This window comes from Rhodopseudomonas sp. BR0M22 (genome assembly GCF_010907035.1).
Lineage (GTDB): Bacteria > Pseudomonadota > Alphaproteobacteria > Rhizobiales > Xanthobacteraceae > Rhodopseudomonas.
Genome location: NZ_QUMK01000019.1, coordinates 26,294 through 48,753, shown reverse-complemented (window position 1 = coordinate 48,753; position 22,460 = coordinate 26,294). Strand labels below are relative to the sequence as shown.

24 protein-coding genes and 1 other RNA gene are annotated in these 22,460 nt (G+C 66.0%); 16 read left to right on the top strand and 9 right to left on the bottom strand.

The features are described 5' to 3' along the window. The first annotated feature begins 24 nt into the window (after positions 1 to 24). Positions 25 to 609 (top strand): SoxW family protein, encoded by a 585-nt coding sequence (locus tag DY468_RS08430; protein WP_164604200.1) that lies wholly within the window; start codon positions 25 to 27, stop codon positions 607 to 609. 237 nt (positions 610 to 846) lie between these two features. Here DY468_RS08430 and DY468_RS08425 read toward each other — a convergent pair whose 3' ends face one another. From DY468_RS08425 to soxA, 3 genes are all read right to left on the bottom strand, one after another. After that, positions 847 to 1,344, bottom strand: coding sequence for a GlcG/HbpS family heme-binding protein (locus tag DY468_RS08425; RefSeq protein WP_164604198.1), 498 nt, complete (start codon positions 1,342 to 1,344; stop codon positions 847 to 849). 124 nt (positions 1,345 to 1,468) lie between these two features. Then, on the bottom strand, positions 1,469 to 2,194 hold the full coding sequence (gene soxX / locus DY468_RS08420) for a sulfur oxidation c-type cytochrome SoxX (RefSeq protein WP_164604197.1): 726 nt from the start codon (positions 2,192 to 2,194) through the stop codon (positions 1,469 to 1,471). A gap of 13 nt (positions 2,195 to 2,207) precedes the next feature. After that, entirely contained in the window at positions 2,208 to 3,029 is an 822-nt protein-coding gene (soxA, locus tag DY468_RS08415) for a sulfur oxidation c-type cytochrome SoxA (RefSeq protein ID WP_164604195.1), read from the bottom strand. Positions 3,030 to 3,215: 186 nt separating this feature from the next. On the opposite strand from soxA, the gene soxY reads away from it, so the two are divergent. The 11 genes from soxY (at position 3,216) to DY468_RS08360 (ending at position 13,323) form a co-directional block, all read left to right on the top strand. Beyond that, a complete protein-coding gene (soxY, locus tag DY468_RS08410) occupies positions 3,216 to 3,680 on the top strand; it encodes a thiosulfate oxidation carrier protein SoxY (protein ID WP_164604193.1) in 465 nt (154 codons plus the stop codon). 37 nt (positions 3,681 to 3,717) lie between these two features. Next, positions 3,718 to 4,047: a thiosulfate oxidation carrier complex protein SoxZ gene (soxZ, locus tag DY468_RS08405; RefSeq protein WP_164604191.1), complete on the top strand. Its 330-nt coding sequence runs from the start codon at positions 3,718 to 3,720 to the stop codon at positions 4,045 to 4,047. Positions 4,048 to 4,190: 143 nt separating this feature from the next. Continuing rightward, entirely contained in the window at positions 4,191 to 5,888 is a 1,698-nt protein-coding gene (gene soxB / locus DY468_RS08400) for a thiosulfohydrolase SoxB (protein WP_164604189.1), read from the top strand. A gap of 69 nt (positions 5,889 to 5,957) precedes the next feature. Further along, positions 5,958 to 7,253, top strand: a complete 1,296-nt coding sequence (soxC, locus tag DY468_RS08395; RefSeq protein WP_164604187.1) for a sulfite dehydrogenase — start codon at positions 5,958 to 5,960, stop codon at positions 7,251 to 7,253. Further along, a complete protein-coding gene (locus DY468_RS08390; protein WP_164604185.1) occupies positions 7,237 to 7,992 on the top strand; it encodes a c-type cytochrome in 756 nt (251 codons plus the stop codon). The genes soxC and DY468_RS08390 overlap by 17 nt, the downstream gene beginning before the upstream one ends. Positions 7,993 to 8,207: 215 nt before the next feature. Then, positions 8,208 to 9,320, top strand: a complete 1,113-nt coding sequence (locus DY468_RS08385) for a YeeE/YedE family protein (protein ID WP_164604183.1) — start codon at positions 8,208 to 8,210, stop codon at positions 9,318 to 9,320. A 44-nt stretch (positions 9,321 to 9,364) separates the two neighbouring features. Then, positions 9,365 to 9,784, top strand: a complete 420-nt coding sequence (locus DY468_RS08380; protein WP_164604181.1) for a c-type cytochrome — start codon at positions 9,365 to 9,367, stop codon at positions 9,782 to 9,784. Positions 9,785 to 9,813: 29 nt separating this feature from the next. Next, a complete protein-coding gene (locus DY468_RS08375; RefSeq protein WP_164604179.1) occupies positions 9,814 to 11,079 on the top strand; it encodes an NAD(P)/FAD-dependent oxidoreductase in 1,266 nt (421 codons plus the stop codon). A gap of 61 nt (positions 11,080 to 11,140) precedes the next feature. Continuing rightward, positions 11,141 to 12,409, top strand: a complete 1,269-nt coding sequence (locus DY468_RS08370; RefSeq protein WP_164604177.1) for an FCSD flavin-binding domain-containing protein — start codon at positions 11,141 to 11,143, stop codon at positions 12,407 to 12,409. Positions 12,410 to 12,433: 24 nt separating this feature from the next. Continuing rightward, on the top strand, positions 12,434 to 12,910 hold the full coding sequence (locus tag DY468_RS08365) for a methyltransferase family protein (RefSeq protein WP_164604175.1): 477 nt from the start codon (positions 12,434 to 12,436) through the stop codon (positions 12,908 to 12,910). A gap of 23 nt (positions 12,911 to 12,933) precedes the next feature. After that, the gene (locus DY468_RS08360) at positions 12,934 to 13,323 is read left to right on the top strand and encodes a rhodanese-like domain-containing protein (protein ID WP_164604173.1); all 390 of its coding nucleotides are present in this window, start codon (positions 12,934 to 12,936) and stop codon (positions 13,321 to 13,323) included. Between the two features lie 88 nt (positions 13,324 to 13,411). On the opposite strand, the gene DY468_RS24605 is transcribed toward DY468_RS08360, so the two are convergent. Continuing rightward, positions 13,412 to 13,894, bottom strand: a complete 483-nt coding sequence (locus DY468_RS24605; protein WP_246700922.1) for a recombinase RecQ — start codon at positions 13,892 to 13,894, stop codon at positions 13,412 to 13,414. A gap of 174 nt (positions 13,895 to 14,068) precedes the next feature. Between DY468_RS24605 and DY468_RS08350 the strand changes: the two genes are divergently transcribed. Next, complete coding sequence (locus DY468_RS08350) at positions 14,069 to 14,242, top strand: cadmium ABC transporter ATPase (RefSeq protein ID WP_164604169.1); 174 nt, start codon at positions 14,069 to 14,071, stop codon at positions 14,240 to 14,242. 46 nt (positions 14,243 to 14,288) lie between these two features. Here the strand turns inward: DY468_RS08350 and DY468_RS08345 are convergent, their stop codons facing one another. After that, a complete protein-coding gene (locus tag DY468_RS08345; protein ID WP_164604167.1) occupies positions 14,289 to 14,753 on the bottom strand; it encodes a hypothetical protein in 465 nt (154 codons plus the stop codon). Positions 14,754 to 14,916: 163 nt separating this feature from the next. On the opposite strand from DY468_RS08345, the gene ssrS reads away from it, so the two are divergent. The 3 genes from ssrS to DY468_RS08330 all read left to right on the top strand — a co-directional run bounded on the left by ssrS (position 14,917) and on the right by DY468_RS08330 (position 16,581). Then, positions 14,917 to 15,077, top strand: a non-coding RNA gene (gene ssrS / locus DY468_RS08340) — 6S RNA. 81 nt (positions 15,078 to 15,158) lie between these two features. Further along, on the top strand, positions 15,159 to 15,752 hold the full coding sequence (locus DY468_RS08335) for a 5-formyltetrahydrofolate cyclo-ligase (protein WP_164604165.1): 594 nt from the start codon (positions 15,159 to 15,161) through the stop codon (positions 15,750 to 15,752). Between the two features lies 1 nt (position 15,753). Continuing rightward, positions 15,754 to 16,581: a TIGR00282 family metallophosphoesterase gene (locus tag DY468_RS08330; protein ID WP_164604163.1), complete on the top strand. Its 828-nt coding sequence runs from the start codon at positions 15,754 to 15,756 to the stop codon at positions 16,579 to 16,581. Positions 16,582 to 16,812: 231 nt separating this feature from the next. On the opposite strand, the gene ppk2 is transcribed toward DY468_RS08330, so the two are convergent. The 4 genes from ppk2 to DY468_RS08310 all read right to left on the bottom strand — a co-directional run bounded on the left by ppk2 (position 16,813) and on the right by DY468_RS08310 (position 22,396). Continuing rightward, complete coding sequence (gene ppk2, locus DY468_RS08325) at positions 16,813 to 17,706, bottom strand: polyphosphate kinase 2 (protein WP_246700924.1); 894 nt, start codon at positions 17,704 to 17,706, stop codon at positions 16,813 to 16,815. Between the two features lie 409 nt (positions 17,707 to 18,115). Beyond that, positions 18,116 to 19,576, bottom strand: coding sequence for a pyridoxal phosphate-dependent decarboxylase family protein (locus DY468_RS08320; RefSeq protein WP_164604159.1), 1,461 nt, complete (start codon positions 19,574 to 19,576; stop codon positions 18,116 to 18,118). Further along, on the bottom strand, positions 19,573 to 20,808 hold the full coding sequence (locus DY468_RS08315) for an ATP-grasp domain-containing protein (protein ID WP_164604157.1): 1,236 nt from the start codon (positions 20,806 to 20,808) through the stop codon (positions 19,573 to 19,575). Before DY468_RS08315 ends, DY468_RS08320 begins: the two co-directional genes overlap by 4 nt. Next, positions 20,798 to 22,396 (bottom strand): PLP-dependent aminotransferase family protein, encoded by a 1,599-nt coding sequence (locus DY468_RS08310; protein ID WP_164604155.1) that lies wholly within the window; start codon positions 22,394 to 22,396, stop codon positions 20,798 to 20,800. Before DY468_RS08310 ends, DY468_RS08315 begins: the two co-directional genes overlap by 11 nt. Positions 22,397 to 22,460: the final 64 nt, after the last annotated feature.

Below are 22,460 nucleotides of genomic sequence, written 5' to 3'. Positions count from 1 at the left end.
GCCCGGCCACAGGGAGGACTGGTGATGACGAAGGCTTCGTTCTCGCGCCGCGGCGCCATCGCCGCGCTGGGCATCGGCGCGCTGTCGCTGCGCAGCCTGCCGGCTGCTGCTGCGGAGCCGGTGCTCGGCGACGACGGGCTGTATCAGCTCGACTGGTACTTGCAGAGTTTCCTCGATCTGAAGGAAGACCTCGACGGCGCCACCGCGAAAGGCAAGCGCTTCGCGATCCTGTGGGGGCTGAAGGGCTGTCCGTTCTGCCGCAAGCTGCACGAGGTGCACATGCGCGATCCGGCGATCGAGAGCTATATCCGCGACAATTTCGAGATCGTGCACCTCAACCACATCGGTGCCCGCGAGGTCACCGATTTTGGCGGCAGCAAACTGAGCGAAAAGGCGTTCGCACAGGCTTACGGCATCCGCTTCACCCCGTCGCTGCAGTTCTTCCCCGAGAGCGCCGACGGTCTCGCCGGCAAGAAGCCGCAGTATCGCGAAGTCGCCCGCATGCCCGGCCTGCTCGAGCCGCCGGAATTCCTGGCGATGTTCAAATACGTCCGCGAGAAAGGCTATCAGTCGATGCCGTTCACCGACTGGCTGAAGCGGCCGGTGTAGGGAGCACCTTACTATCAACGTCATTCCGGGGCGCGCGTAGCGCGAGCCCGGAATCCATAACCACCACCTGTGAGTATGGATTCCGGGCCTGCGCCGCTGACGCGACGCATCCCGGAATGACGAACGAGAGTTTGTCGGTGAAGGCGGTGCGACGAGTCTGTCCACCGTTATATTGCAGGGCCTCGTCATTCCGGGTTCGCGCTGACGCGCACCCGGAATGACGTTGGGGGAGCAGGATCAGAAGTCCAGTTTGTCCTTGATCGCGTCGATGCCGGCTTTGGCGCAGGCTTCATCGGCGTCGCCGCCGGGGGCGCCGGAGACGCCGATGCCGGCGACAAGCGAGCCGGCGGCCTCGATGATCAGTCCGCCGCCGAGCACGACGACGCCGGGCAGGTTGCGCAGGCCGGACTGCGGCATGCCGGGCTTGGTCATGTCGGCGAGTTCGCCGGTCGCGGTCTTGAACGATACCGCAGTCCACGCCTTCCCGGCCGCGGTGGTCGGCGTGTGCGCGCCGGCGAAGCGGTCGCGCAGCATCACCTGCGGCAGGCCGCTGCGATCGACCACGGCGACCGCGACCTGGAAGCCCTGCTTGCGGCATTCGCCGAGCGCAGCTTTCGCCGCGTCCAGCGCCAGTTCTGGGCTGAGCGACTTGGTGGTCACCAGCGCGTCGTCGGCGCGGGCCGGAGCGGCCAAGACAGCGATGGCGGCCAAGGCAAGACCGATTCGATCAATCATTCAATTGCTCCGCTTCGTAGTTGTCGTCATTGCGAGGAGCGAAGCGACGAAGCAATCCATGGGGCAGTGCACGGAGCTCATGGATTGCTTCGCTTCGCTCGCAATGACGCAGGCTTTGGTGGTGTTATTCCTTGTTCACCGGGGATTCCGGATCGAACAGGAACGCCAACACGTCCTTGATCTGCTGTTCGCTGAGGAAGCCGTTGGTGCCGAACCGCGGCATGTTCGAGCACGGCACCACCGCCTGTGAATTGTAGATCTTGGTGTAGGCCTGCTTGATCTCGGCTTCGGTGTAATTGCGGTCCTTGCCGTAGTGGGTGAGGCTGGGGCCGAGCGTGCCGAACGATACTTCCGACTGCGCCATCTGATGGCAGGCGTAGCAATTGCCGCCGTGCACCGTCTCCGGCTTGTCGGAGAACTGGCCGCCGCGGCCGTTGTTGGCGATCTGGGCGCCGGCCTTCCAGTCGCCGAGCAATTTGCCGTCGGCCGGATAAACCACCTTCTTGATCTCGCGCTGCATGATCGCATCGGCGACGTCGTGCGGCACCTCGTTGCGATATTTGTTGCAGGCCTGCATCGTCTCGTCGGGGACGATCCGCTTCTGCCAGTCTTCCGGCGCCTTGCCGAACGTCGCCTTGATGTAGGCGTCGACGGTTTCGGGCGAGACTTTCGCGCTGGCGGTGCTGGCGGCAGCCGGTTTCGCGGCCTCTGCCGCCTTGTCGGCGGTTTTGCTCATCGTGCCGGCCGACTTCGGCACCGGCTGATCGGCCGCAAGAGTTGCGGTCGGCGCGGTGGCGGAGAGCGCTGCGCCGAGCGCGAGCGCCAGCATCGAGACATGGATCTTCATCATGGCTTCGCCTCCCTCAGCGCTTGATCGACGGCACGGCGAGCTCGCCGCCCGCCGCGATCTTGTTGAGATACAAGGTCAGGGCGGTGATGCCTTCGGAGCCGTATTCCGGCGCCGGCCAGCGCTGCTGGCGATAGCAGTCCCAGATCCGGTGCTGGAAGGTCCGCAGCGCGCTCTGCGACACGCGGTAGGTCGGCCAGCTCGCCATCGTCACTTGCGCGTCCTTGCCGGGGCCGGCGAGGTAGGGCAGCGCCTGCAGACGGATACGCTTGCCTTCGGCGCCGTGGCAGGTCGAACACGAAAAATCCATCACCCCGCCGCGGCGGTGAAACAGCTCCTCGCCGACCGCCGCCATCTCCTGTTCCTTGGGATGGCTGAGCTGCGGCTCGATCTTCATGCCGCTGGACTTGTTGGCGATATACGCGACTAGATCTTCCATGTCCGAGGTCTTACCGGGGCCGGAGAATCGGCGCGCGACGATGTCCTTGGTATCGAGACCCTGGATGTTCTGCATGCACCACAGCAGGCGCTGCTCGAGGTCCATCACCTTGTCGGCGTCCTTGAAGTAGCGCGGCAGTTGGGCGAACGCGCCTTCCAGCTTGCCGGCGCCAAGGCCGAGATCGCAGCTTTCAAGGGAGACGTTCTTGGTGCCCCGCTTCTCCGCCCAGAGCTGCTCGCCGCGATCAACCGCGAGGAAGCCGGGGTTCGACATCGGGTCGGAAATCATCTCGCGATAGCGCTCGATTTCCTTCTCGCTGGCGTCCTGCGCCTGGGCGACGATCGGCATCGTGCAGAACACGATAGCGATCACCGCCGAGATAGCGGCGATGGGTCTCATGGGTCCTCCCTCCTCCGGCGACCGTCTTGTGAGTTGCGGCCGATGACACCTCGGCTTACGGCCTGGCATCTTTACATTCAAGAAAAACAATATAATGATGTTTGCGGATCATGACCGATCGCGCTTGCAATCGTCAAGCGTTAGTATGGCAAGGGATGCGAAAGACTCCCTGAAGGAGGATGCCCAATGGTGTTGATGAAGACCGAAACGAGCCGCCGCGAGGCTCTGGCGCTGGCGGGCATCGCCGGCCTCGTTGCGCTGCTGGCGCCGCGGATGTCCTTCGCCGACGCGGCGATGGTCGATGCCGAGATCAAGAAGCTGTACGGCGACAAGAAGTTCGAGAGCGGCAAGGTCAAGCTCGACGTGCCCGAGATCGCCGAGAACGGCCTGGTGGTGCCGATCACCATTGATGTCGAAAGCCCGATGACCGACGCGGACTACGTCAAGGCGGTGCATGTGTTCGCCGACGGCAACCCGGCGCCGGGCATCGTCAGCTACAAGTTCACCCCGGCCTGCGGCAAGGCGTCGGCCTCGACCCGGATGCGTCTGGCGCAGACCCAGAACATCATCTGCATCGCGGAAATGTCGGACGGCAAGCTGTACTCGACCAAGTCGAGCGTGAAGGTCACCATCGGCGGCTGCGGCGGCTAGTCCGGCAACGGCAACAATTCAAGGCGAGGAAATTTCAATGTCCGTCAAACCGACCCCGCGCGTCCGCGTTCCGACCCAGGCCAAGCCGGGCGAACTGCTCGAAATCAAGACGCTGATCTCCCACGAAATGGAATCCGGTCAGCGCAAGGATGCGTCCGGCAAGATCGTGCCGCGCAAGATCATCAACACCTTCACGGCGCAGTTCAACGGCAAGACCGTGTTCGAGGCCGATTGGAATCCGGCGATCTCCGCCAACCCGTATCAGTCGTTCTTCTACAAGGCTTCGGAGAGCGGCGAGTTCGCCTTCCTGTGGAAGGACGATGACGGCTCGGTCTACGAATCCAAGCACAAGCTGACCGTCGCCTAATCGCGGCGGCCGGACCGACTTCGCAGCAATCGTCGCATCACCGGGAGCCTTTGCGGCTCCCGGACGGCGGACCTGCGACCTGATCGAACGACCGCCGGCGACGGTGGCAGTGCCCAACGCGGCGCGTAGCAAGGGATGAAACGATGATCTCGAGGCGGGAATTCCTGCAGGCGACGGCCGCCGCATCGGCGCTGACGATCGCCGGCGGCCTGGGGCCGATCGGGCAGGTGGCGGCGCAGCAGCGGCTGACGCAGGCCGACATCCTAAAATTCGATCCCCTCGGCACGGTGACGCTGCTGCACATCACCGACACCCACGCCCAGCTCGTGCCGCTGCATTTCCGCGAGCCCTCGGTCAATCTCGGCGTCGGCGAGGTCAAGGGCAAGCCGCCGCATCTCACCGACGCGGAATTCCGCAACTACTTCCACATCGCCACCGGCTCGCCGGATGCGTTCGCGCTGACCGCCGACGACTTCACCGCGCTCGCCCGCAACTACGGCAAGATGGGCGGCTTCGATCGCATCGCCACCCTGGTCAACGCGATCCGCGCCGAGCGCGGCGCCGACAAGGTGTTGCTGCTCGACGGCGGCGATGCGCTGCAGGGCAGCTGGAGCTCGCTGAAGAGCAACGGTCAGGACATGATCGACGCGCTCGCCGGGCTCAAGGTCGACGCCATGACCGGGCATTGGGAGTTCACCTACGGCGCCGACCGCGTCAAGGAAATCGCCGAGAAGGCGCCGTTCGCGTTCCTGGCGCAGAACGTCCGTGATGTCGAATGGCAGGAACCGGTGTTCGAGGCTCGCAAGACGTTCGAACGCGGCGGCGTCAAGATCGCGGTGATCGGCCAGGCGCTGCCGCGCACCGCCGTCGCCAATCCGCGCTGGATGTTCCCGAACTGGGAGTTCGGTATCCGCGAGGAGGACATCCAGAAGCAGGTCGAGGAAGCGCGTGCCGACGGCGCCGCGATCGTGGTGCTGCTGTCGCACAACGGCTTCGACGTCGACCGCAAGCTCGCCGGCCGCGTCAAGGGCATCGACGTCATTCTCACCGGCCACACCCACGACGCCATGCCGGGCGTGATCAAGGTGGGCGACACCGTGCTGGTGGCGTCCGGCTCGCACGGCAAATTTGTGTCGCGGCTCGACATCAAGGTCGACGGCGGCAAGGTCGCCGACATCCGCTTCAAGCTGATGCCGGTGTTTGCGGACGCGATCGCGCCGGACCCCGAGATGGCCAAGCTGGTCGAGAAGCTGCGCGCGCCTTACGCCAAGGATCTCGCCCGCGTCGTCGGCAAGACCGACTCGCTCTTGTATCGCCGCGGCAATTTCAACGGCACCTTCGACGATCTGATCTGCGATGCGATGCTGAAGCAGCGCGACACCGAGATCGCGCTGTCGCCCGGTTTCCGCTGGGGCGGCACGCTGCTGCCGGAAGACGCCATCACCTGGGAGGCGATCACCAACGCCACCGCCATCACCTATCCGAACTGCTACCGCACCGAGATGACCGGCGAGCAGCTCAAGAACGTGCTCGAGGACATCGCCGACAACATCTTCCATCCCGACCCTTACTATCAGGGCGGCGGCGACATGGTGCGTACCGGCGGCATGGGCTACGCGATCGACGTCAGTAAGGAGATCGGCTCGCGCATCTCCGACATGACGCATCTGGCGACCGGCAAGCCGATCGAGGCGTCGAAGAAGTACACGGTGTCCGGCTGGGCCAGCGTCAACCAGGGCACCGAAGGTCCGCCGATCTGGGAGGTGCTGGAGAAGCACGTCGCCGGCGCCGGCCCCGTGAAGATCGAGCCGAACAGCGCGGTGAAGGTCTCCGGTGCGTGACGCGCGCCGGAGTCGCGCATCGGCGCGCCCCACACATTCACGTATCGCAATGAGAAAGAGGCTAGCGGCATGAGTCAGAAGCCCACATCCGACGTCCTCAACCGCCGCCGATTTCTCGGCGCGGCCGGGCTGAGTGCAGCCGGTCTCGCCGGCGGCGGGGCGATGCTGCCGTCGCTCGCGGCCAAGGCCGGCGAGGCGGCCAAGCCCGATCCGGCGATCACCGAGATCCAGGATTGGAATCGCTATCTCGGCGACGGCGTCGACAAGCGGCCCTACGGCATGCCGTCGAAGTTCGAGAAGGACGTGATCCGCCGCGATGTGTCGTGGCTCACCGCGTCGCCGGAATCCTCGGTGAACTTCACGCCGCTGCACGCGCTCGACGGCATCATCACTCCGTCCGGCGTGTGCTTCGAACGCCACCACGGCGGTGTCGCGGAGATCGATCCGGCGATGCACCGGCTGATGATCCACGGCCTGGTCGAGAAGCCCTTGGTGTTCACCATGGACGACATCAAGCGGATGCCGCGGGTCAACAAGATCTACTTCCTGGAATGTGCGGCGAATTCCGGCATGGAGTGGCGCGGCGCGCAGCTCAACGGCTGTCAGTTCACCCACGGCATGATCCACAACGTCATGTACACCGGCGTCACGCTGAAGACGCTGCTGGAGCAGGCCGGCGTGAAGCCGAACGCCAAATGGCTGCTGCTCGAAGGCGCCGACTCTGCCGGGATGGATCGTTCGCTGCCGCTGGAGAAAGCGCTCGACGACGTGATGATCGCCTATGCGATGAACGGCGAAGCGCTGCGCCCGGAGAACGGCTATCCGCTGCGCGCGGTGATCCCCGGCTGGCAAGGCAATCTGTGGGTGAAGTGGCTGCGCCGCATCGAAGTCGGCGACATGCCGTGGCAGACCCGCGAAGAAACGTCGAAGTACACCGATCTGATGCCGGACGGCCGTGCGCGCAAGCACACCTTCGTGATGGACGCCAAGAGCGTGATCACCTCGCCGTCGCCGCAGGCGCCGCTGAAGTTCAAGGGCCGCAACGTGCTCACCGGCATCGCCTGGTCCGGCCGCGGCACGGTCAAGCGCGTCGACGTGTCGATGGACGGCGGTCGCAATTGGTACGAAGCGCGGATCGACGGCCCGGTGCTGAACAAATCGATCGTGCGGTTCTATGTCGATTTCGACTGGAACGGCGAAGAGCTGATGCTGCAATCGCGCGCCATCGACGAGACCGGCTACGTGCAGCCGACCAAGGCCGAGCTGCGCAAGATCCGCGGCGTCAACTCGGTCTACCACAACAACGGCATCCAGACCTGGCTCGTGCATCCCGACGGAGTGACTGAAAATGTCGAAATCGCTTAAGGCTCTCGCCGGGCTCGCTGCCGTCGCGGTGCTGGCGTTGCCGCTGGCGCAGGCGACTGCCGAACACAAGGCGGGTCATAAGGTCGCCAAGGCGAGCGCGAACGCCACCGTCAAGGAACAAGTCGCTGTGCCGGCGTGGCCGCAGGCGCCGGCTCAGCTCGGTCTCGGCCGCGTCGCGCTGCCGGAAGAAATCGCTGCCTGGGACATCGATGTGCGTCCCGACGGGCAGGGGCTGCCGCCCGGCCACGGCACCGCCAAGGAAGGCGATGCGCTGTTCCAGGAAAAATGCTCGACCTGCCACGGCGAGTTCGGTGAAGGTGTCGGCCGCTATCCGGTGTTGTCCGGCGGCCAGGGCACTCTGAAGGCCGACCGGCCCGACAAGACCATCGGTTCGTACTGGCCGGACGCCACCACGGTGTACGACTACGTCCGCCACGCGATGCCGTTCGGCAACGCGCGCTCGCTGAGCAACGACGAGATCTATGCCTTGACGGCGTATCTGCTCAACATGAACGACGTCATCAAGGATCAGGACTTCGAGCTGAACCAGGACAATCTCGCCAAAGTGAAGATGCCCAACGCCGACGGCTTCTACGAAGACGATCGCGAGACGGCCGAGAAGGCGTTCTGGAACAAAAATCCGTGCATGAAGGACTGCAGGCCGGCGCCGAAGGTGACGGGGCGAGCGATCGCGGTGGACGTCACGCCCGACGAAAAGGCCGGTCCGAAGGTGGATTGATTCAACCCTCGGCGCGCGCCGCGGCATTTGAGCGGCGCGCGCCAAGTAATTGCGACAGCGAAGTGATAATTGATTAGTTCGGTTGCGCCAGATCAATGTCGATCGGCGCGTGCGGAGGACAATCTGTCGTTCCGCTGCCGCTCTTGGAAGATCGAAGACGAGCCGACCTGCGCATTGCGGCTCGCAGCGTGCAGCCAAGACGAGGAACGCCTGTTTTGGATCTCGACCTTCTCATCGAGCGTTTCGGCGAAACCACGATGCTGACTGCAGGCGGTCTGCTGGTCGGGCTGGTGTTCGGCGCCGCTGCGGAACGCAGCAAGTTCTGCCTGCGCTCGGCGGTGATCGAATTTTCCGAAAGTTCGTTCGGTCCGAAGCTGGCGGTGTGGCTGCTGACGTTCGCGGCCGCGGTCGCTGCGACGCAGGTCGCGATCACCTCCGGCGTGCTCGACGTCTCCGAAGCGCGGCAGCTCGCCGCCACCGGCAGCCTGTCGGGCGCGATCATCGGCGGATTGATGTTCGGTGCCGGCATGATCCTGTCGCGCGGCTGCGCCAGCCGGCTGCTGGTGCTGTCCGGCACCGGAAATTTGCGCGCGCTGGTCACCGGGCTGATCCTCACCATTGTGGCGCAGGCGTCGCTGCGCGGCGTGCTGTCGCCGGTGCGCGAGTTCTTCACTTCGCTGTGGACGCTGCCGGGCGGGGCGTCGCGCAATCTGCTCAGTGTCGCGCATGCGGGCCCAGTGATCGGCGCCTCGTTCGGCTTCGCGGTGCTGGTGTGGGCGCTGTGGCTCGGCTGGCGCAACCGGATCGGGATCATCACCGGCCTTGCGGCGATCGGCGTCGGTCTCGCGGTCACCGCCGGGTGGCTGGTGACCTACATTCTGGCGCAGCATTCGTTCGAGCCGACCCAGATCAAAAGCGTCAGCTTCACCGGGCCCTCGGCCGATACGCTGATGGGGCTGATCAATTCGCCTTCGGTGCCGCTCGGCTTCGATATCGGGCTGGTGCCGGGCGTGTTCGCCGGCTCGCTGCTGGCGGCGTTGATCGGCCGCGATTGGAAGTTGCAAGGCTTTCACGACGGTCTCAGCATGGGCCGCTACGCGTCGGGGGCGTTCCTGATGGGGTTCGGCGGCATGCTGGCCGGCGGCTGCGCGGTCGGCGCCGGCGTCACCGGCGGCTCGATCTTCGCGGTGACGGCGTGGCTGGCGCTTGCATCGATGTGGCTCGGCGCGCTGGCGACCCATACGCTGCTCGACGCGAAAGCCGACGTGAAAGTGGAAGCGGCGCCGGCGATCGAGCCGGCTCTTTCGGCGAAACAGACCGGCAACTAAGCCGGCACGCCCCATACGACTGTCTGTGTCTCGGGAGGATGACGATGGCCGTGCCCGGCCGATATTTCGACCGTCCGCATTGCGCCCTGCTTTTGGGAGCGCAGATCATCGCCGCATGGCGCCCGGTGCGAACCGCAACGGCGATGCTGCTCGCCTGCGCGCTGGCGGCCCCGGCGTTCGCCGGCGGTGATCGCGAACTCGGCGAGTATCTGTCGAGCGAATGCGTCACCTGCCATCAGATCAGCGGACGGTTCGACGGCATCCCGTCGATCGTCGGCCGCGAAGAGAACGAGCTGGTCGCCGCGCTCACCGAATATCGCGACAAGGTTCGCGACAATCCGGTGATGCGGGCGATCGCCGCCAAGTTCAATGACGAAGAGATCGCCGCGCTCGCGAGCTACTTCGGCAGCATCGAAAAACAACAAATCGAGCGCACTGCAGACCGGAGTGGAGACACCCGGTAATCGATCAGAGCAGAATCGGAGGGGACGATATGACAATCAATCGGCGCCAGTTTTCGGCTGGCTTATTTGTGGCGGCCGGTGCGGTCGCGCTGCCCGGCGTGGTGCGCGCCCAGGCCAAGCCGCGCGTGGTGGTGATCGGCGGCGGCCCGGGCGGGGCCACTGTCGCCAAATACGTCGCGCGGGATTCGCAAGGCGCGGTCGAGGTCACGATGATCGAGCCGCGGGAGACCTTCGTCACCTGCTTCCATTCCAACCTCTATCTCGGCGATATGCGCTCGTTCGACTCGATCAGTCACGGCTACAAACTCGGCGGCTACGGCGTGAAGCATGTTCGCCAGTTCGCTGCGGCGATCAATCGCGACAAGAAGGAGGTCAAGCTCGCCGACGGCTCTGCCGTGCCCTACGACCGGCTGGTGATGGCGCCCGGCATCGACATCAAGTTCGACTCGGTGCCCGGCTATTCGGAAGAAGCCGCCGAGATCATGCCGCACGGCTGGAAGCCCGGCGCTCAGACCAAGCTGGTGAAGCAGCAGCTCGACGCGCTGCAGGACGGCGCGACCATCGTGATGGTGGCACCGCCGAATCCGTATCGCTGCCCGCCCGGCCCCTATGAGCGTGTTTCGGTGATGGCCAAGGTGCTGAAGGCCAAGGGCCACACCAAGTCCAAGATCATCGTGCTCGATCCGAAGGACAAATTCTCCAAGATGGCGCTGTTCCAGGAGGGCTGGCAGAAGCACTATCCCGGTATGGTCGAATGGATGGATCCGACGATGCACGGCGGCATCAAGGGCGTCGATCCCAAGGCGATGACCGTCACCACCGATTTCGAGACCATCAAGGCCGACATGGTCAACGTCATTCCGGCGCAGATGGCGGGCAAGATCGCCCGGGAGGCCGGGCTCGTGAACGAGAGCGGCTATTGCCCGATCGACGCGACCAACATGAAGTCGGCGATCGATCCCAACATCTATGTGCTCGGCGACGCCGCGATCGCCGGCGCGATGCCGAAGTCGGCGTTTTCGGCCAACAGCCAGGCCAAGGTGGTTGCCAATGCGGTGCGCGGCGAACTGACGGGATCGCGCACCTTCCCGGCGCGTTATGCCAACACCTGCTGGTCGGTGCTGGCGCAGGACGATACGGTGAAGGTCGGCGGTCGCTACGAGCCGAAGGACGGCAAGATCGCCGAGATCGAAGGTTTCGTGTCGAAGACCGGAGAGGATTCCGGGCTCCGGCTGCAGACCTCCGAAGAAAACATGGGATGGTATGCCGGCATCACTACCGACATCTTCTCCTGACGTCATTGCGGGCCGGCGCCTCGCGCGCGTCGGCCCGCGCCTGAACCAGCGGAGCGACTGAGTGTCCAAGCCGAATCTGATCAGCCGCCGCGGCGTGATCCGCACCGCCGCGGCGGCGACTGCGCTGTTCGCCTGCCCGGCGATCGCCAAGGCCAAGCCGCGCGTGGTGGTGGTCGGCGGCGGCGCTGGCGGCGCCACGGCGGCGAAATATCTGCGTCACGGCAACGATGCGGTCGAGGTGACGCTGGTCGAGGCCAATCGTCACTACGTCACGCCGTTCACCTCGAACCTGTATCTCGGCGGGCTGAAGCCGTTCGAGAGCCTGACCTTCGGCTATGAGGGTGTCGCCGGCCACGGCGTCGGCTTGGTGTTCGATCAGGTGTCGGCAATCGATCGCGACAAAAGAGAAGTTCGCACCGCCGGCGGCGCGCGGCTCGGCTACGACCGGCTGGTGCTGTCGCCGGGCATCGATTTTCGCTGGGATGCGGTCCCGGGCTATTCCGAAGCGGCCGCCGAGCGGATGCCACACGGCTACCGCGGCGGCGCGCAGTTCGAATTGTTGAAGCGCCAGCTCGATGCGCTCGGCGATGGCGCGCTGATCGTGATCATCGCGCCGCCCAATCCGTATCGCTGCCCGCCCGCGCCCTACGAGCGTGCCTCGATGATGGCTTACGCCCTCAAGAGCCGCGGCGTGAAGAACGCCCGCATCGTGATCCTTGACGCCAAGGATCACTTCGCGATGCAGACGCTGTTCATCGACGGCTGGGAGCGGCACTACCCCGGCATGATCGAGTGGCAGGACCCGACCATCCACGGCGGCATCAAGGCGGTCGATCCCAAGGCGATGACCGTCACCACCGATTTCGAAACCCACAAGGCCGCGATGGTCAACGTCATCCCGCCGCAGATCGCCGGGAGGCTCGCCCGCGACGCCGGGCTCGCCGATGCCAGCGGATTCTGCCCGGTCGATGCCGGCACCATGGCGTCGCTGATCGATCCGTCGATCCATGTGATCGGCGATTCCGCCGGCGGCGAGTTTCCGAAGTCCGGCTTCTCCGCCAACAACGAGGGCAAGATCGCCGCGATGATCATCCGCGCCGATCTGATCGGCGACCGCCGGATGCCGGTTCGCTTCACCAACCATTGCTGGAGCGACATCGCGCCCGACGACGCGATCAAGAACGGCGCGCGCTACGCCCCGCAGGACGGCAAGATCGTGATGTCCGATCCCTATACCTCGCAGCTCGACGAAAGCCCGCAGCTTCGCGCCAAGCAGGCGCGCGAGGCGGCCGGCTGGTATATCGGCATGACGACCGATATATTCGGTTGATCGAATGTCCGACGACGAGTTGCAATGACAAATTCCGAGGGCGCCCGCCCGAACAAATGGCCGTGGCCGCCGATGCTGCTGGCGATCGCGGCACTGGCCGCGATCGGGCTCGGCATCGTGCTGCCGGTGCCGCTGCCCCGCAACGACGCGGTGGTGTGGATCGGCTATCTGGTCGCCGTGTTCGGCTTCGCGCTCGACGGCTGGGCGATCCTGACGATGCGGGCCGCCCGCACCAACATTCTGCCGCACCGCGCCGCCGATCGGCTGGTGACCGGGGGACCGTTCCGATTCAGCCGCAATCCGATCTATCTGGCCAACACGCTGCTGTTGATCGGAATCGGCCTGGCCGCCGGCAACGGCTGGTTCATTCCGCTGGCGTTGCTGACGGCGGTGCTGGTCGACCGGCTGGCGATCCGCAGCGAGGAGCGGCATTTGGCGATTCGTTTCGGCAACGCCTGGATCGACTATGCGGCCGTGACGCCGCGCTGGCTGATCCGCTGAGCCCTTCACCACAGGAGACTGCGATGACAACGTTGAAGCAGATGATGGAAGCCGCCAACGCCGCGGTGCCGCGGGTGAGCGTCGACGACGCGCGCCAGCTGATCGAACAGGGCGCGCTGGTGGTCGACGTCCGCGACGCGCCGGAAGTCGGCAACACCGGCAAGGTCGCCGGCGCCGTCAACATCTCGCGCGGCATGCTGGAATTTCGCGCCGATCCGGATTCGCCGTTCCACGACAAGCACCTCGCCAAGGATCGCCCGGTGATCGTGTACTGCGCCTCCGGCGGCCGCTCGGCGCTGGCCGGCAAGGTGCTGAAGGATCTCGGCTACGAAAAAGTGTTCAACCTCGGCGCGTTCAAGGACTGGGCCGAGGCCGGCGGCGCGGTCGAACAGCCGATCGAACGCGGCATGTAGTATCAGCGGCGGAGCAATCCAGCGCGGTGCGAGACGCTGGATTGCTTCGCTTCGCTCGCAATGACGCTGAGCTGGCTGCGCCCGCCTCTCAGCGTTTTTTCGTTTTTGCCGTCTTCGCGGTCTTGGCCTTTGGTGTCGTCGCCGCGGACTTTGTGGTCTGCGGCTTTGCGGTCTTTTTCGTCGACATCTTTGACTTCGGAGCTTTGGTCTTTGCGGCCTTGGCTTTTGAAGTCTTCGCCTTCGAAGCCTTTGCCTTTGAAGTCTTGGCCTTTGAAGTCGTTGATTTCGAAGTTTTGGCCTTTGAAGCCTTGGCCTTGCTGGCCGACGACTTGGTCGCGGCCTTCTTTGCCCCCGACGCTCCGCCAGCCTTCGCGTCAGCCTTGCGCTTGCTCGGCGCAGGCTTCGCCAGCGGCTTGGTGAAGTCGGCGAGGCCGGCGCGCGCGGCGGCTTTCGTCACCGTGGCCTTGACCGGGCCGGCCACCAGCCGGCGCACCGCCCGCTTGGCTGCGACCTTGGTGATCTCGACCGCGCCGTCGACCATCAGGTCGATCAGGTTGTCGACCAGCGGCATCTGCTTCTTGGCCCGCTTCGGTGCGGCGTTGGTTTTGGTATCAGGCTCTCGCTTGGTCTCGTCGTTCACCGCAATCCTCCTAACTCGACTTGTCGCTGCTATCCGGCAATGATGATTCTGCCCGGAACGATACGGCGTGGCCGACCTTGTCCTGCTCAGCAGAGGGTCCCGCAGATGACGGTTGATAGCCTCACTTGGTTCCAAATCGCCGCGCGCTTGCTGATACTCGTCGTCTTGGTGTTGGTCGTCGCGACGTTTGCCGTGCAAGTGCTGCGCCGGATCGGCGGCCTGTTCGGCCGCCGTCCGCGGATCGTGACCGTGCGACCGCCGCGCCCGCCGCAGCGGTGAGCGGACGAGCTCTCACTCGGTCCGAAACTTCACTCGGTCCGAAACTTCACTTGGTCAGAAACTTCCACGCCACCACGATCGCGCACAGCGCGATGAAGATCAGCCAGGCCGGCAGCGGGCGGCGTGGCCCGCTCGTCGGAGCCGGGCGGGCGCCGCGATCGGCGATCCGGGTCACCTTCGGCTTTTGCGGCTTCTTGAACCGGACCACGTTGTCGACCGCCGCGTCGCCGCGGTCGGCCGGCGGCGGGGTCCGCGGCTCCGGCTCCGGGGCTTCGCCGGTGCCGCCCATGTCGCTGTAGTAGGCCTGATAGGTCTCGCGTACCGCAATCGCCTTGGATTCGATCTCGGTCATGCGGTCGAGCCGTTCGCGATAGCCGTTCAGCACCTTCTGGGCATTTTCCGGCAGGGTATCGAAGCTGCCGAGCTTGGCCATCATCAGCCAGGTCGCGAAATCGGCTTCGGCCCTGGTGCGGGCTCGGCGGGCGATGGTGGTGCTGGACTTCGAGGCCATGGCGATCCGGGTTGAGCGTCCGACAGCAGTCGCCGGATTTGATGGCGATCGTGGGACGGTTCTTGATAGCCGAAACGGTTGTCCACGTCAGGTGGTTCGTCGTTGCGGCGAATTCCGCTGCCACGGGCTGGCGAACCGGCGGTATGATCGCTACATTGGCGAGGCGAAGCTGCGGGATGCGTCAGGAGCCATATATCCCCGGGGCCTTATCGATCCTTTCGGGAACTGTCTCTGGCCGGGTCCGTGGACCCGATCATATGGTGCCCACCTACTTTCGTAGGGAACTCCGGGATCGAGTGCTTCAACGGTCGCCGCGGCCTCGCACTTTCCATTCTGTCCGGCGCGTTGCTGCCTGACGGTCGCCCGAGCTTCATGCGCCGGCCCCGGCCGCCTATAACCCGCCCGATGTCCGAGCTGTCCGAAACCTTGAGCGAGACCAAGACCGCGCTGCGCGCGGCTGCTTTGGCGCGCCGCTCGAGCGTGAGCGAGGACGATCGTCGCGCCGCCGCAGCGGCGGTCGCTGCGCGCGGGCTGCCGGTGCCGCTGCCGGAGGGCGCGGTGGTCGCCGGCTATGCGCCGATTCGCGGCGAGCTCGATCCGTTTCCGATGATGCAGGCGCTCGCCGCCCGCGGGGCGCGGCTGGCGCTGCCGGTGGTGACGGGGCGGGGCACGCCCTTGCTGTTCCGCGCCTGGCGCGACAGCGACCCGCTGCCCCGGAGCGCGCTCGGCATTCGCGAGCCGTCGCCGGATGCGGCGGAGGTGACGCCCGACATCGTGCTGGTGCCGCTCGCCGCATTCGATGGCAACGGTCATCGCATCGGCTACGGCGCCGGGCACTACGACTGCACGTTGGAAGACTTGCGCGCGCGCGGTCCGGTGGTGGCGATCGGCTTGGCGTTTGCGATGCAGCAAATCCCCGCCGTGCCGGCCGACGCCCACGACGTGGTGCTGGATTATGTGCTAACGGAGCAGGGCCTGCTCACTTTCCGGAGTCGATAGTTTGCGCATTCTGTTCATCGGCGACGTGGTCGGAAAATCCGGCCGCACCGCAATCGCCGAGCATCTGCCGGGTCTGATCCGCGACTGGCAGCTCGATTGCACCATCGTCAATGGCGAGAATGCCGCCGGCGGTTTCGGTATCACCGAGGCGATCTACAACGATTTCATCGACGCCGGCGCCGATGCGGTGACGCTCGGCAACCACGCCTGGAATCAGAAGGAGGCGCTGGTGTTCATCGAGCGCGCGCCGCGCCTGGTTCGCCCGATCAACTTTCCGCGCCACACGCCGGGCCGCGGCGCCGCGCTGATCGAGACCCGCAAGGGCGCGCGCGTGCTCGTGATCAATGCGATGGGCCGGGTGTTCATGGAGCCGTTGAACGATCCGTTCGCGGCGATCGGGCGCGAGCTCGAAGCCTGTCCGCTGCGCGACGCCGCCGATGCCATCGTGCTCGATTTCCATGGCGAGGCGTCGAGCGAGAAGCAGGGCATGGGCCATTTTTGCGACGGCCGCGTCAGCCTCGTGGTCGGCACCCATACGCACGTCCCGACCGCAGATCATCAGATCCTGCCGAACGGCACCGGCTACATGACCGACGCCGGCATGACCGGTGACTATGATTCGGTGATCGGCATGCACAAGGACGAGCCGGTGCATCGCTTCCTCACCGGCATCCCGCAAGGCCGGTTCGAACCGGCCAACGGCGACGCCACCCTCAGCGGGGTCGCGGTGGAAACCGACGATTCGACCGGCCTCGCGGTGAAGATCGCCCCGGTCCGCGTCGGCGGCAGGCTGGAGCCCGCCAAGCCGGCATTCTGGACGGCGAACTAACAACCTCTCGTCCGTCATTCCGGGGCGCTCACGCAAGTGAGCGAACCCGGAATCTCTACTGTCTCTCCCTCGTCATTCCGGACTTGCGCGCGCTGCGCGCAAGTCCGGAATCCATACGCCCTGGACTCTCGGCAGAACACTGCGCATCTCGCGCTGCGTCTCACCGCCAGCGCGGTGATTATGGATTCCGGGCTCGCCGCTGCGCGGCGCCCCGGAATGACGACAGAAGGCTCAATACCTTTCCGGCACGTACATCTCCGCCGGAATTGGCGTGCGGTGATAGTCGGGGTGGTGGATCCGCGGCGGCAGCACCACCGGGCTGTAGGGCACTTCCTCGTAGGGAATTTGATCGAGCAGGTGCGCGATGCAGTTGAGCCGCGCCTTCTTCTTGTCGACGGCCTGGACGACGTGCCACGGCGCTTCGGCGATGCTGGTGCGCTCCAGCATCTCTTCCTTGGCCTTGGTGTAGTGCTCCCAGCGCGCCCGCGACTGCACGTCCATCGGGCTCAGCTTCCACTGCTTGAGGGGATCGTTGATGCGCATCATGAAGCGCAGCTGCTGCTCGTCGTCCGTGATCGAGAACCAGTATTTGATCAGCACGATGCCGGAACGCACCAGCATCCGCTCGAACTCCGGCACCGAACGAAAGAACTCTTCGACCTCGGCCTCGGTGCAAAATCCCATCACCCGTTCGACGCCGGCGCGGTTGTACCAGCTCCGGTCGAACAGCACGATTTCGCCCGCGGCCGGCAGATGCGACACGTAGCGCTGGAAGTACCATTGGCTGCGCTCGCGCACGCTCGGCGCCGGCAGCGCCGCGACCCGGCAGATCCGCGGATTGAGCCGCTGGGTGATGCGCTTGATGACGCCGCCCTTGCCGGCGGAGTCGCGGCCCTCGAAGATCACCACCACCTTGAGGCCCTGATGCTGCACCCAGCTTTGCAGCTTGACCAGCTCGCCTTGCAGGCGGAACAGTTCCTTGAAGTACAGGCGGCGATCCAGCGTCTCGGCCGGCGAGTGGCCGGCAAATTCGTTGGTCATCGCATCGATGCGATCGTCGTCGATTTCGAGTTCGAGCTCTTCGTCGAAGCCGTCGAGCATCTCGGCCTCGATCCGCTGCCGCATCGATAGCTGCTGGGCCAATTCGGCGGACGTCTCGGCCGGCTTCGCGGCTTTCTTGACGGTCTTTTTGACTGATTTCTTGACTAATTTCTTGGGAGACGTCTTGGCAGTCTTCGGCGCAGGCTTGCGGGGCATCTGGTTCTCCGGACAGGGTGCGCCGGAAAATGCCGCTGCGTGTTTGTCACGCGTATGACGGTGACCAAGGTGCGATGATTTGGCACGTGTGCGTGTCACCGCGCTTACCGCGAATCGCAGCGCGCTCCCTCTCCCGCTTGCGGGAGAGGGCTGGGGTGAGGGCGACCCAGGTAGTGAGGCTGCGATTCGCGGAGAGGAGGGGCCTCACCCGCCGCGCTTCGCGCGTCGACCTCTCCCACACGCGGGAGAGGTTGCGCCGTGCGCGCGGCGAGGGTGATCAGCCTACCCGCTCCGCTCCGAATTGCAGCACCGCATCGACCATCCTGTCGACATCCGCAAACGTCGTGCGGTGGTTGACGATCGCGGCGCGGATCGCCAAGGCGCCGTCGATCGTGGTCGAGGATGGCGCGGCGATGCCGGACTCGTGCAAATCCGCGACGATTTCGGCATTGAGCGCGTCCATCACGTCCGGCGCGGCGCGATAGCGGAAGCAGACGATGTTCAGCGTCACCGGCGCCCGCATCTCCAGCTCCGGCTCGCGCTGCACGCGGGCTTCCAGATAGCGCGCAATCTTGCAGGTCTGGGCGATCATCGCGCCCATCCGGTCGGCGCCGAAAGTCTTCAGCGTGAACCAGGTCTTCAGCGCGCGAAAACCGCGCGACAGGTCGGGGCCGTAGTCGCACGGCCAGGGCGAGCCGCCGGCGAGGCCGCGAGTCTCGCGGCGCAAGTAAGCGGCCGGCGCCGCGAACGTGTCGCGGTGCTGCTCGCCGTCGCGGACGATCAGGAAGCCGGCGTCGTAATTGACCTGGCCCCATTTGTGGAAGTCGAGCGCGATCGAATCCGCCTCCGACAGTCCCTTCAGCTTCGGCGCAATGTCGTCGGACAGCATGCCTAGGGAGCCGTAGGCACCGTCGACGTGAAACCACAGCCCTTCGTCGCGGCACAGCGCGGCAAGCGCCGATAGATCGTCGATCGCGCCGACATCGACGGTGCCGGCCGAGCCGGTCACCAGGAACGGCCGACAGCCGGCGGCGCGGTCCTCCGCGATCCGCCGTTTCAGCGCGGCGAGATCGATGCGGTGGTCCTTTCCGAACGGAATCCGCCGCAGCGCGCCGCGGCCGAGTCCGGCCAAATCGGCGGCCTGCACCACGCAGCCGTGCACCGCTGCGGACGCGTAAGCCGTGAGTCGTTCGCCCTGCAGGCCGCCTTCGCGCACTTGCGGACCGACCGTGGCGGTGCGCGCCACCAGCAGCGCCATGAAATTGGCCATCGACGAACCGGTGACGAACACGCCGCTGGCGGTTTGCGGAAAGCCGAACAATTCGCGCAGCCAGCGTGCGATCTGGCGCTCGACCTCGATGCCGATGTGATCGCGGCCGCCGCAATTGGCGTTGAGGCCGGCCGCCAGCATTTCGGCCAGCATGCCGACCGCGGTGCCGCCGCCGTGCACCCAGCCCATGAAACCGGGATGGACGTTGCCGGTGGCGTAGGGCGCGATCTCCTCGGTGAAGCGGCGATAGACCTCCGGCAGCGGCGTGCCGCCGCGCGGCAGCGGCTCGGCGAAGCCGGCGCGGACCTTCGGCGGGATCGGCTGCCACACCGGCCGGTCGCGCACCCCGGCAATGTAGTCGAGCATGTCGTCGAGCATGCGATGCGCATCAGCGCGCAGCGCGTCCCAATTGTCAGGATCAAGGCTCGTTGCGCCGGCATTCGCGCCGGCGCGGATTGCGTCGCTCACGCCACGCTCGTCAGACGGGATTCGACCCGGCGCTCCAGCATCGACGCGAAGGCGTCGAAGATCTTGTGCATCTGCGGCGGCTTGTAGGGATAGAGCTCCGGGCTGTCCATGTCGTGCACCACCGAAGTGTTGTCGATCTCGAACACCAGGAGGTCGCCGCTCGGCATCTGGGCGCAGTCGATGGTGAAGTAATCGAGTCCGATCCGCTCGATCATGCCTTCGAGCGCGGTCTTGTGGCGCAGCGCGAAGCCGAAATCGAAGGTGTGGAAGAACGCCGCTTCCTCCAGCCGCTTGACCTCGTCCTCGGCCATGCCGGCGTTGAGGTACCAGATGTCCCAGCGGTCGGCGATCGCCATGTGGCAGGCATAGGGCTTGCCGTCGACCACGACCACGCGATACTTGCGGAACTGGCCGTCCTCGCTGGCGTAGTCGACGTAGCGGGCGATGAAGTAATCGCTCTCCTGGCGGTCGCGCAGATAATCGAGCAGCGCGACGCTGTCGGCGATCCGGGCGAGGCCGAAGCCGGCGTGCGAGCCGCGCGGTCGCACGATGATCGGGAAGTCGAGGCCGCCGGCGACCTCGGGCAGCGCCGCCGAGCCGTTGGCGGCGGCCATCAGCGCGTCGCGCCCGACCGGTACCGTGGCGGGAATCGCCAGCCCCTCGACATCGCCGATCAGCCGATACAGCTTGTCGCGGTCGAGATGCCGGATCAGATGCGGCGGGTTGAGCAGCGGCGCCGGCCAGTCGGCCGCGCGCGCCTCGATCGCAGCCAGCGCCGCGCGACATTCGTCGGAGTCGGAGGCGATCACGATCGCAACGTCGTGCTCCGGCAGCGGATCGGGCAGCGGGATGCCGTCGAGCACGTACAGCGTCAGCAGCTCAATTCCGGAGTCCTGCAGCAGGAATTCGATCGGGGTGTTGCCGCCCATGTCGATATCGGCGGCGAGCGCCAGCACGCGCAGGCGCGGATGGTCGCTGGCGCAAGGCGAACGGAACAGTTGCTGTTGCTTCAGCGTCTCGGTCTGCACCGACAGGCCGGCCTGCTTGTGGCCGAACAACTGCGTGATCAGCGCGAGGTCGAGCTGCTCCCCGGCGGTCGCGGTGCGGGTGTCGACCTTGGTCATCAGCGCCTGCCACAGCGGGTACAGGTTCTCGCCGTCGAAAGCGCGCTTGGTCAGGCGGGCGAAGCCGATCCGCTCGGCGGCGACCGGCTGGGAGGTCTTAGTGGACATGGCGCTCCTTGGCGGCATTGTTGTCGGGGAACAGGGAGGGCTGCCGCAGCAGCGTTTCGAGCGTGGTCAGCGCGCTGGCCGCATCGGTGAGAATGCGGTCCGGCACGGCAGGATCTGCATACGAGTCGACGACATGGCCGGCGCTGATACACAGCCTCAGCGCAGCCTCCTTGTCGTCGCCGCGTCCGCCCCAGCCGACCGGCTGGCCGAGCAGGCAGGCGGCGTGGCCCGCGGTGCCGTGTGCGAGTGCGTGGTGCAGGGCACGGCACTCGGCCAGCGACAGCGTGCTGCCGCCGCGGTGAAGCGTGAAGGCGAAGATCGTCGGCAACGCGAACTCGTCGGCGTTGGCGGCGCGCGACTGTGGCGGCAACAGCCGCGCCGACGGCGAGGCCGAGATCAGCCCGGCCAAGCCGTCGCCGAGCTTGCGGATGATATCGCGGCGGAACGGAACGGGCACGGCCGCATAGGCGCGGATCTCTTCGAGCGCGGCCTCCCAGCGCAGCCACTCGCCAAAATTCGGCTGAGCCGGGAATTGCGCGCGCAACGCTTGCCAGCGCAGCGGCCAGTCACTGCGGCCGAGATAGGCGGCCAGACCCGGCGCCAGTCGCGGCAGTGCGCCGATCGGGCCGACGAGTTGCGGCGGGACCAGCACGGCGCCGCTGAAGGCGGGGCCGCCGAAGAACTTCGAGCCGGTCAGCAGCACCATGAAGCCGCGGTCGAGATAGCTGGCGAGCCGCTGGCTGCCGAGCCGTGCCTGGCAGGCATCGATCACGATCTGCACCCGTCCCGGCCAGCGTGCGGCGATCTCGTCGAGGCAGCGGTCGCCGGGCGCCGCGTAGCCCAGCTTGGAGCAGTCCATCGCTTCCAGCATCACCCGGGCGCCCTGCGCGACCGCTGATTCGACCATTTCGAGGGTTTCGGCGTCGACCGACGAGGGCGAGCACAAGCGGCCGCCGGCATCGCGCAGACGCAGCTTGACGCTGTGCACCGGGCCGAGCCCGTTAATCGGTGCGCCGCGCGTGGCGGCGACGCCGCAGGCGCTGCGCGCGGCGAAATGCTGGCCGTGCGCGGTGAAGGCTGTGCCGGTGCCGGTCTGATCCGCGCCCGCCACGACCGTGACGAGATGGTCGCCGAGCAGCGCACGGGTCAGCCCCAGCGCGACCAGTTGGGCGTCGGTGCCCGACGATGTGAACACGATCTCGGCGCCGGGCTGCGGCACGCCGAGCAGCGCCTTGAGTTCGTCGCGCATCGCCTCGATCCGGGCGTCGAAGCACTCGACCAGCCCGTGCAGCATGGCCGACGACATCAGCGCATCGCGTGCGCGTTTGACCGCCTCGTAGCCGCGCGGCGAAATTGTGCTGGCGGTACAGGAGGCGAAGCTGGGAATTTCGGGGGCGGGACTGGGGCTGCAGCCATAGGCGTTGCAGCCGGTTGCGGGGTCGATGTCGATTCGGGTGTCGCCGCCGCAGGTCAGCAGCAGGTCGGGCGGAGCGAACAATTCACGCAGCGGCGATTGCGGCTTGTCGGCTGCGGCGCCAAGCGGCCGGCGCTCGGCCGCCTGGCGGATGAGACTTCCGGGATGGGCCATCGCTCGTTCACCTCGCCCGGTGCTGAACCGCCGCGCCGAGAGGGCGCAGCGGTGGAACCTGTTC

What these genes read in the sequence shown, in the direction of transcription:
- DY468_RS08430 (WP_164604200.1), top strand. Translation starts at nt 25, where the DNA reads ATGACGAAGGCTTCGTTCTCGCGCCGCGGCGCCATCGCCGCGCTGGGC.
- DY468_RS08425 (WP_164604198.1), bottom strand. Translation starts at nt 1,344, where the DNA reads ATGATTGATCGAATCGGTCTTGCCTTGGCCGCCATCGCTGTCTTGGCC.
- soxX (WP_164604197.1), bottom strand. Translation starts at nt 2,194, where the DNA reads ATGATGAAGATCCATGTCTCGATGCTGGCGCTCGCGCTCGGCGCAGCG.
- soxA (WP_164604195.1), bottom strand. Translation starts at nt 3,029, where the DNA reads ATGAGACCCATCGCCGCTATCTCGGCGGTGATCGCTATCGTGTTCTGC.
- soxY (WP_164604193.1), top strand. Translation starts at nt 3,216, where the DNA reads ATGGTGTTGATGAAGACCGAAACGAGCCGCCGCGAGGCTCTGGCGCTG.
- soxZ (WP_164604191.1), top strand. Translation starts at nt 3,718, where the DNA reads ATGTCCGTCAAACCGACCCCGCGCGTCCGCGTTCCGACCCAGGCCAAG.
- soxB (WP_164604189.1), top strand. Translation starts at nt 4,191, where the DNA reads ATGATCTCGAGGCGGGAATTCCTGCAGGCGACGGCCGCCGCATCGGCG.
- soxC (WP_164604187.1), top strand. Translation starts at nt 5,958, where the DNA reads ATGAGTCAGAAGCCCACATCCGACGTCCTCAACCGCCGCCGATTTCTC.
- DY468_RS08390 (WP_164604185.1), top strand. Translation starts at nt 7,237, where the DNA reads ATGTCGAAATCGCTTAAGGCTCTCGCCGGGCTCGCTGCCGTCGCGGTG.
- DY468_RS08380 (WP_164604181.1), top strand. Translation starts at nt 9,365, where the DNA reads ATGGCCGTGCCCGGCCGATATTTCGACCGTCCGCATTGCGCCCTGCTT.
- DY468_RS08375 (WP_164604179.1), top strand. Translation starts at nt 9,814, where the DNA reads ATGACAATCAATCGGCGCCAGTTTTCGGCTGGCTTATTTGTGGCGGCC.
- DY468_RS08365 (WP_164604175.1), top strand. Translation starts at nt 12,434, where the DNA reads ATGACAAATTCCGAGGGCGCCCGCCCGAACAAATGGCCGTGGCCGCCG.
- DY468_RS08360 (WP_164604173.1), top strand. Translation starts at nt 12,934, where the DNA reads ATGACAACGTTGAAGCAGATGATGGAAGCCGCCAACGCCGCGGTGCCG.
- DY468_RS24605 (WP_246700922.1), bottom strand. Translation starts at nt 13,894, where the DNA reads ATGCCGCTGGTCGACAACCTGATCGACCTGATGGTCGACGGCGCGGTC.
- DY468_RS08350 (WP_164604169.1), top strand. Translation starts at nt 14,069, where the DNA reads ATGACGGTTGATAGCCTCACTTGGTTCCAAATCGCCGCGCGCTTGCTG.
- DY468_RS08345 (WP_164604167.1), bottom strand. Translation starts at nt 14,753, where the DNA reads ATGGCCTCGAAGTCCAGCACCACCATCGCCCGCCGAGCCCGCACCAGG.
- DY468_RS08335 (WP_164604165.1), top strand. Translation starts at nt 15,159, where the DNA reads ATGTCCGAGCTGTCCGAAACCTTGAGCGAGACCAAGACCGCGCTGCGC.
- ppk2 (WP_246700924.1), bottom strand. Translation starts at nt 17,706, where the DNA reads ATGCGGCAGCGGATCGAGGCCGAGATGCTCGACGGCTTCGACGAAGAG.
- DY468_RS08315 (WP_164604157.1), bottom strand. Translation starts at nt 20,808, where the DNA reads ATGTCCACTAAGACCTCCCAGCCGGTCGCCGCCGAGCGGATCGGCTTC.
- DY468_RS08310 (WP_164604155.1), bottom strand. Translation starts at nt 22,396, where the DNA reads ATGGCCCATCCCGGAAGTCTCATCCGCCAGGCGGCCGAGCGCCGGCCG.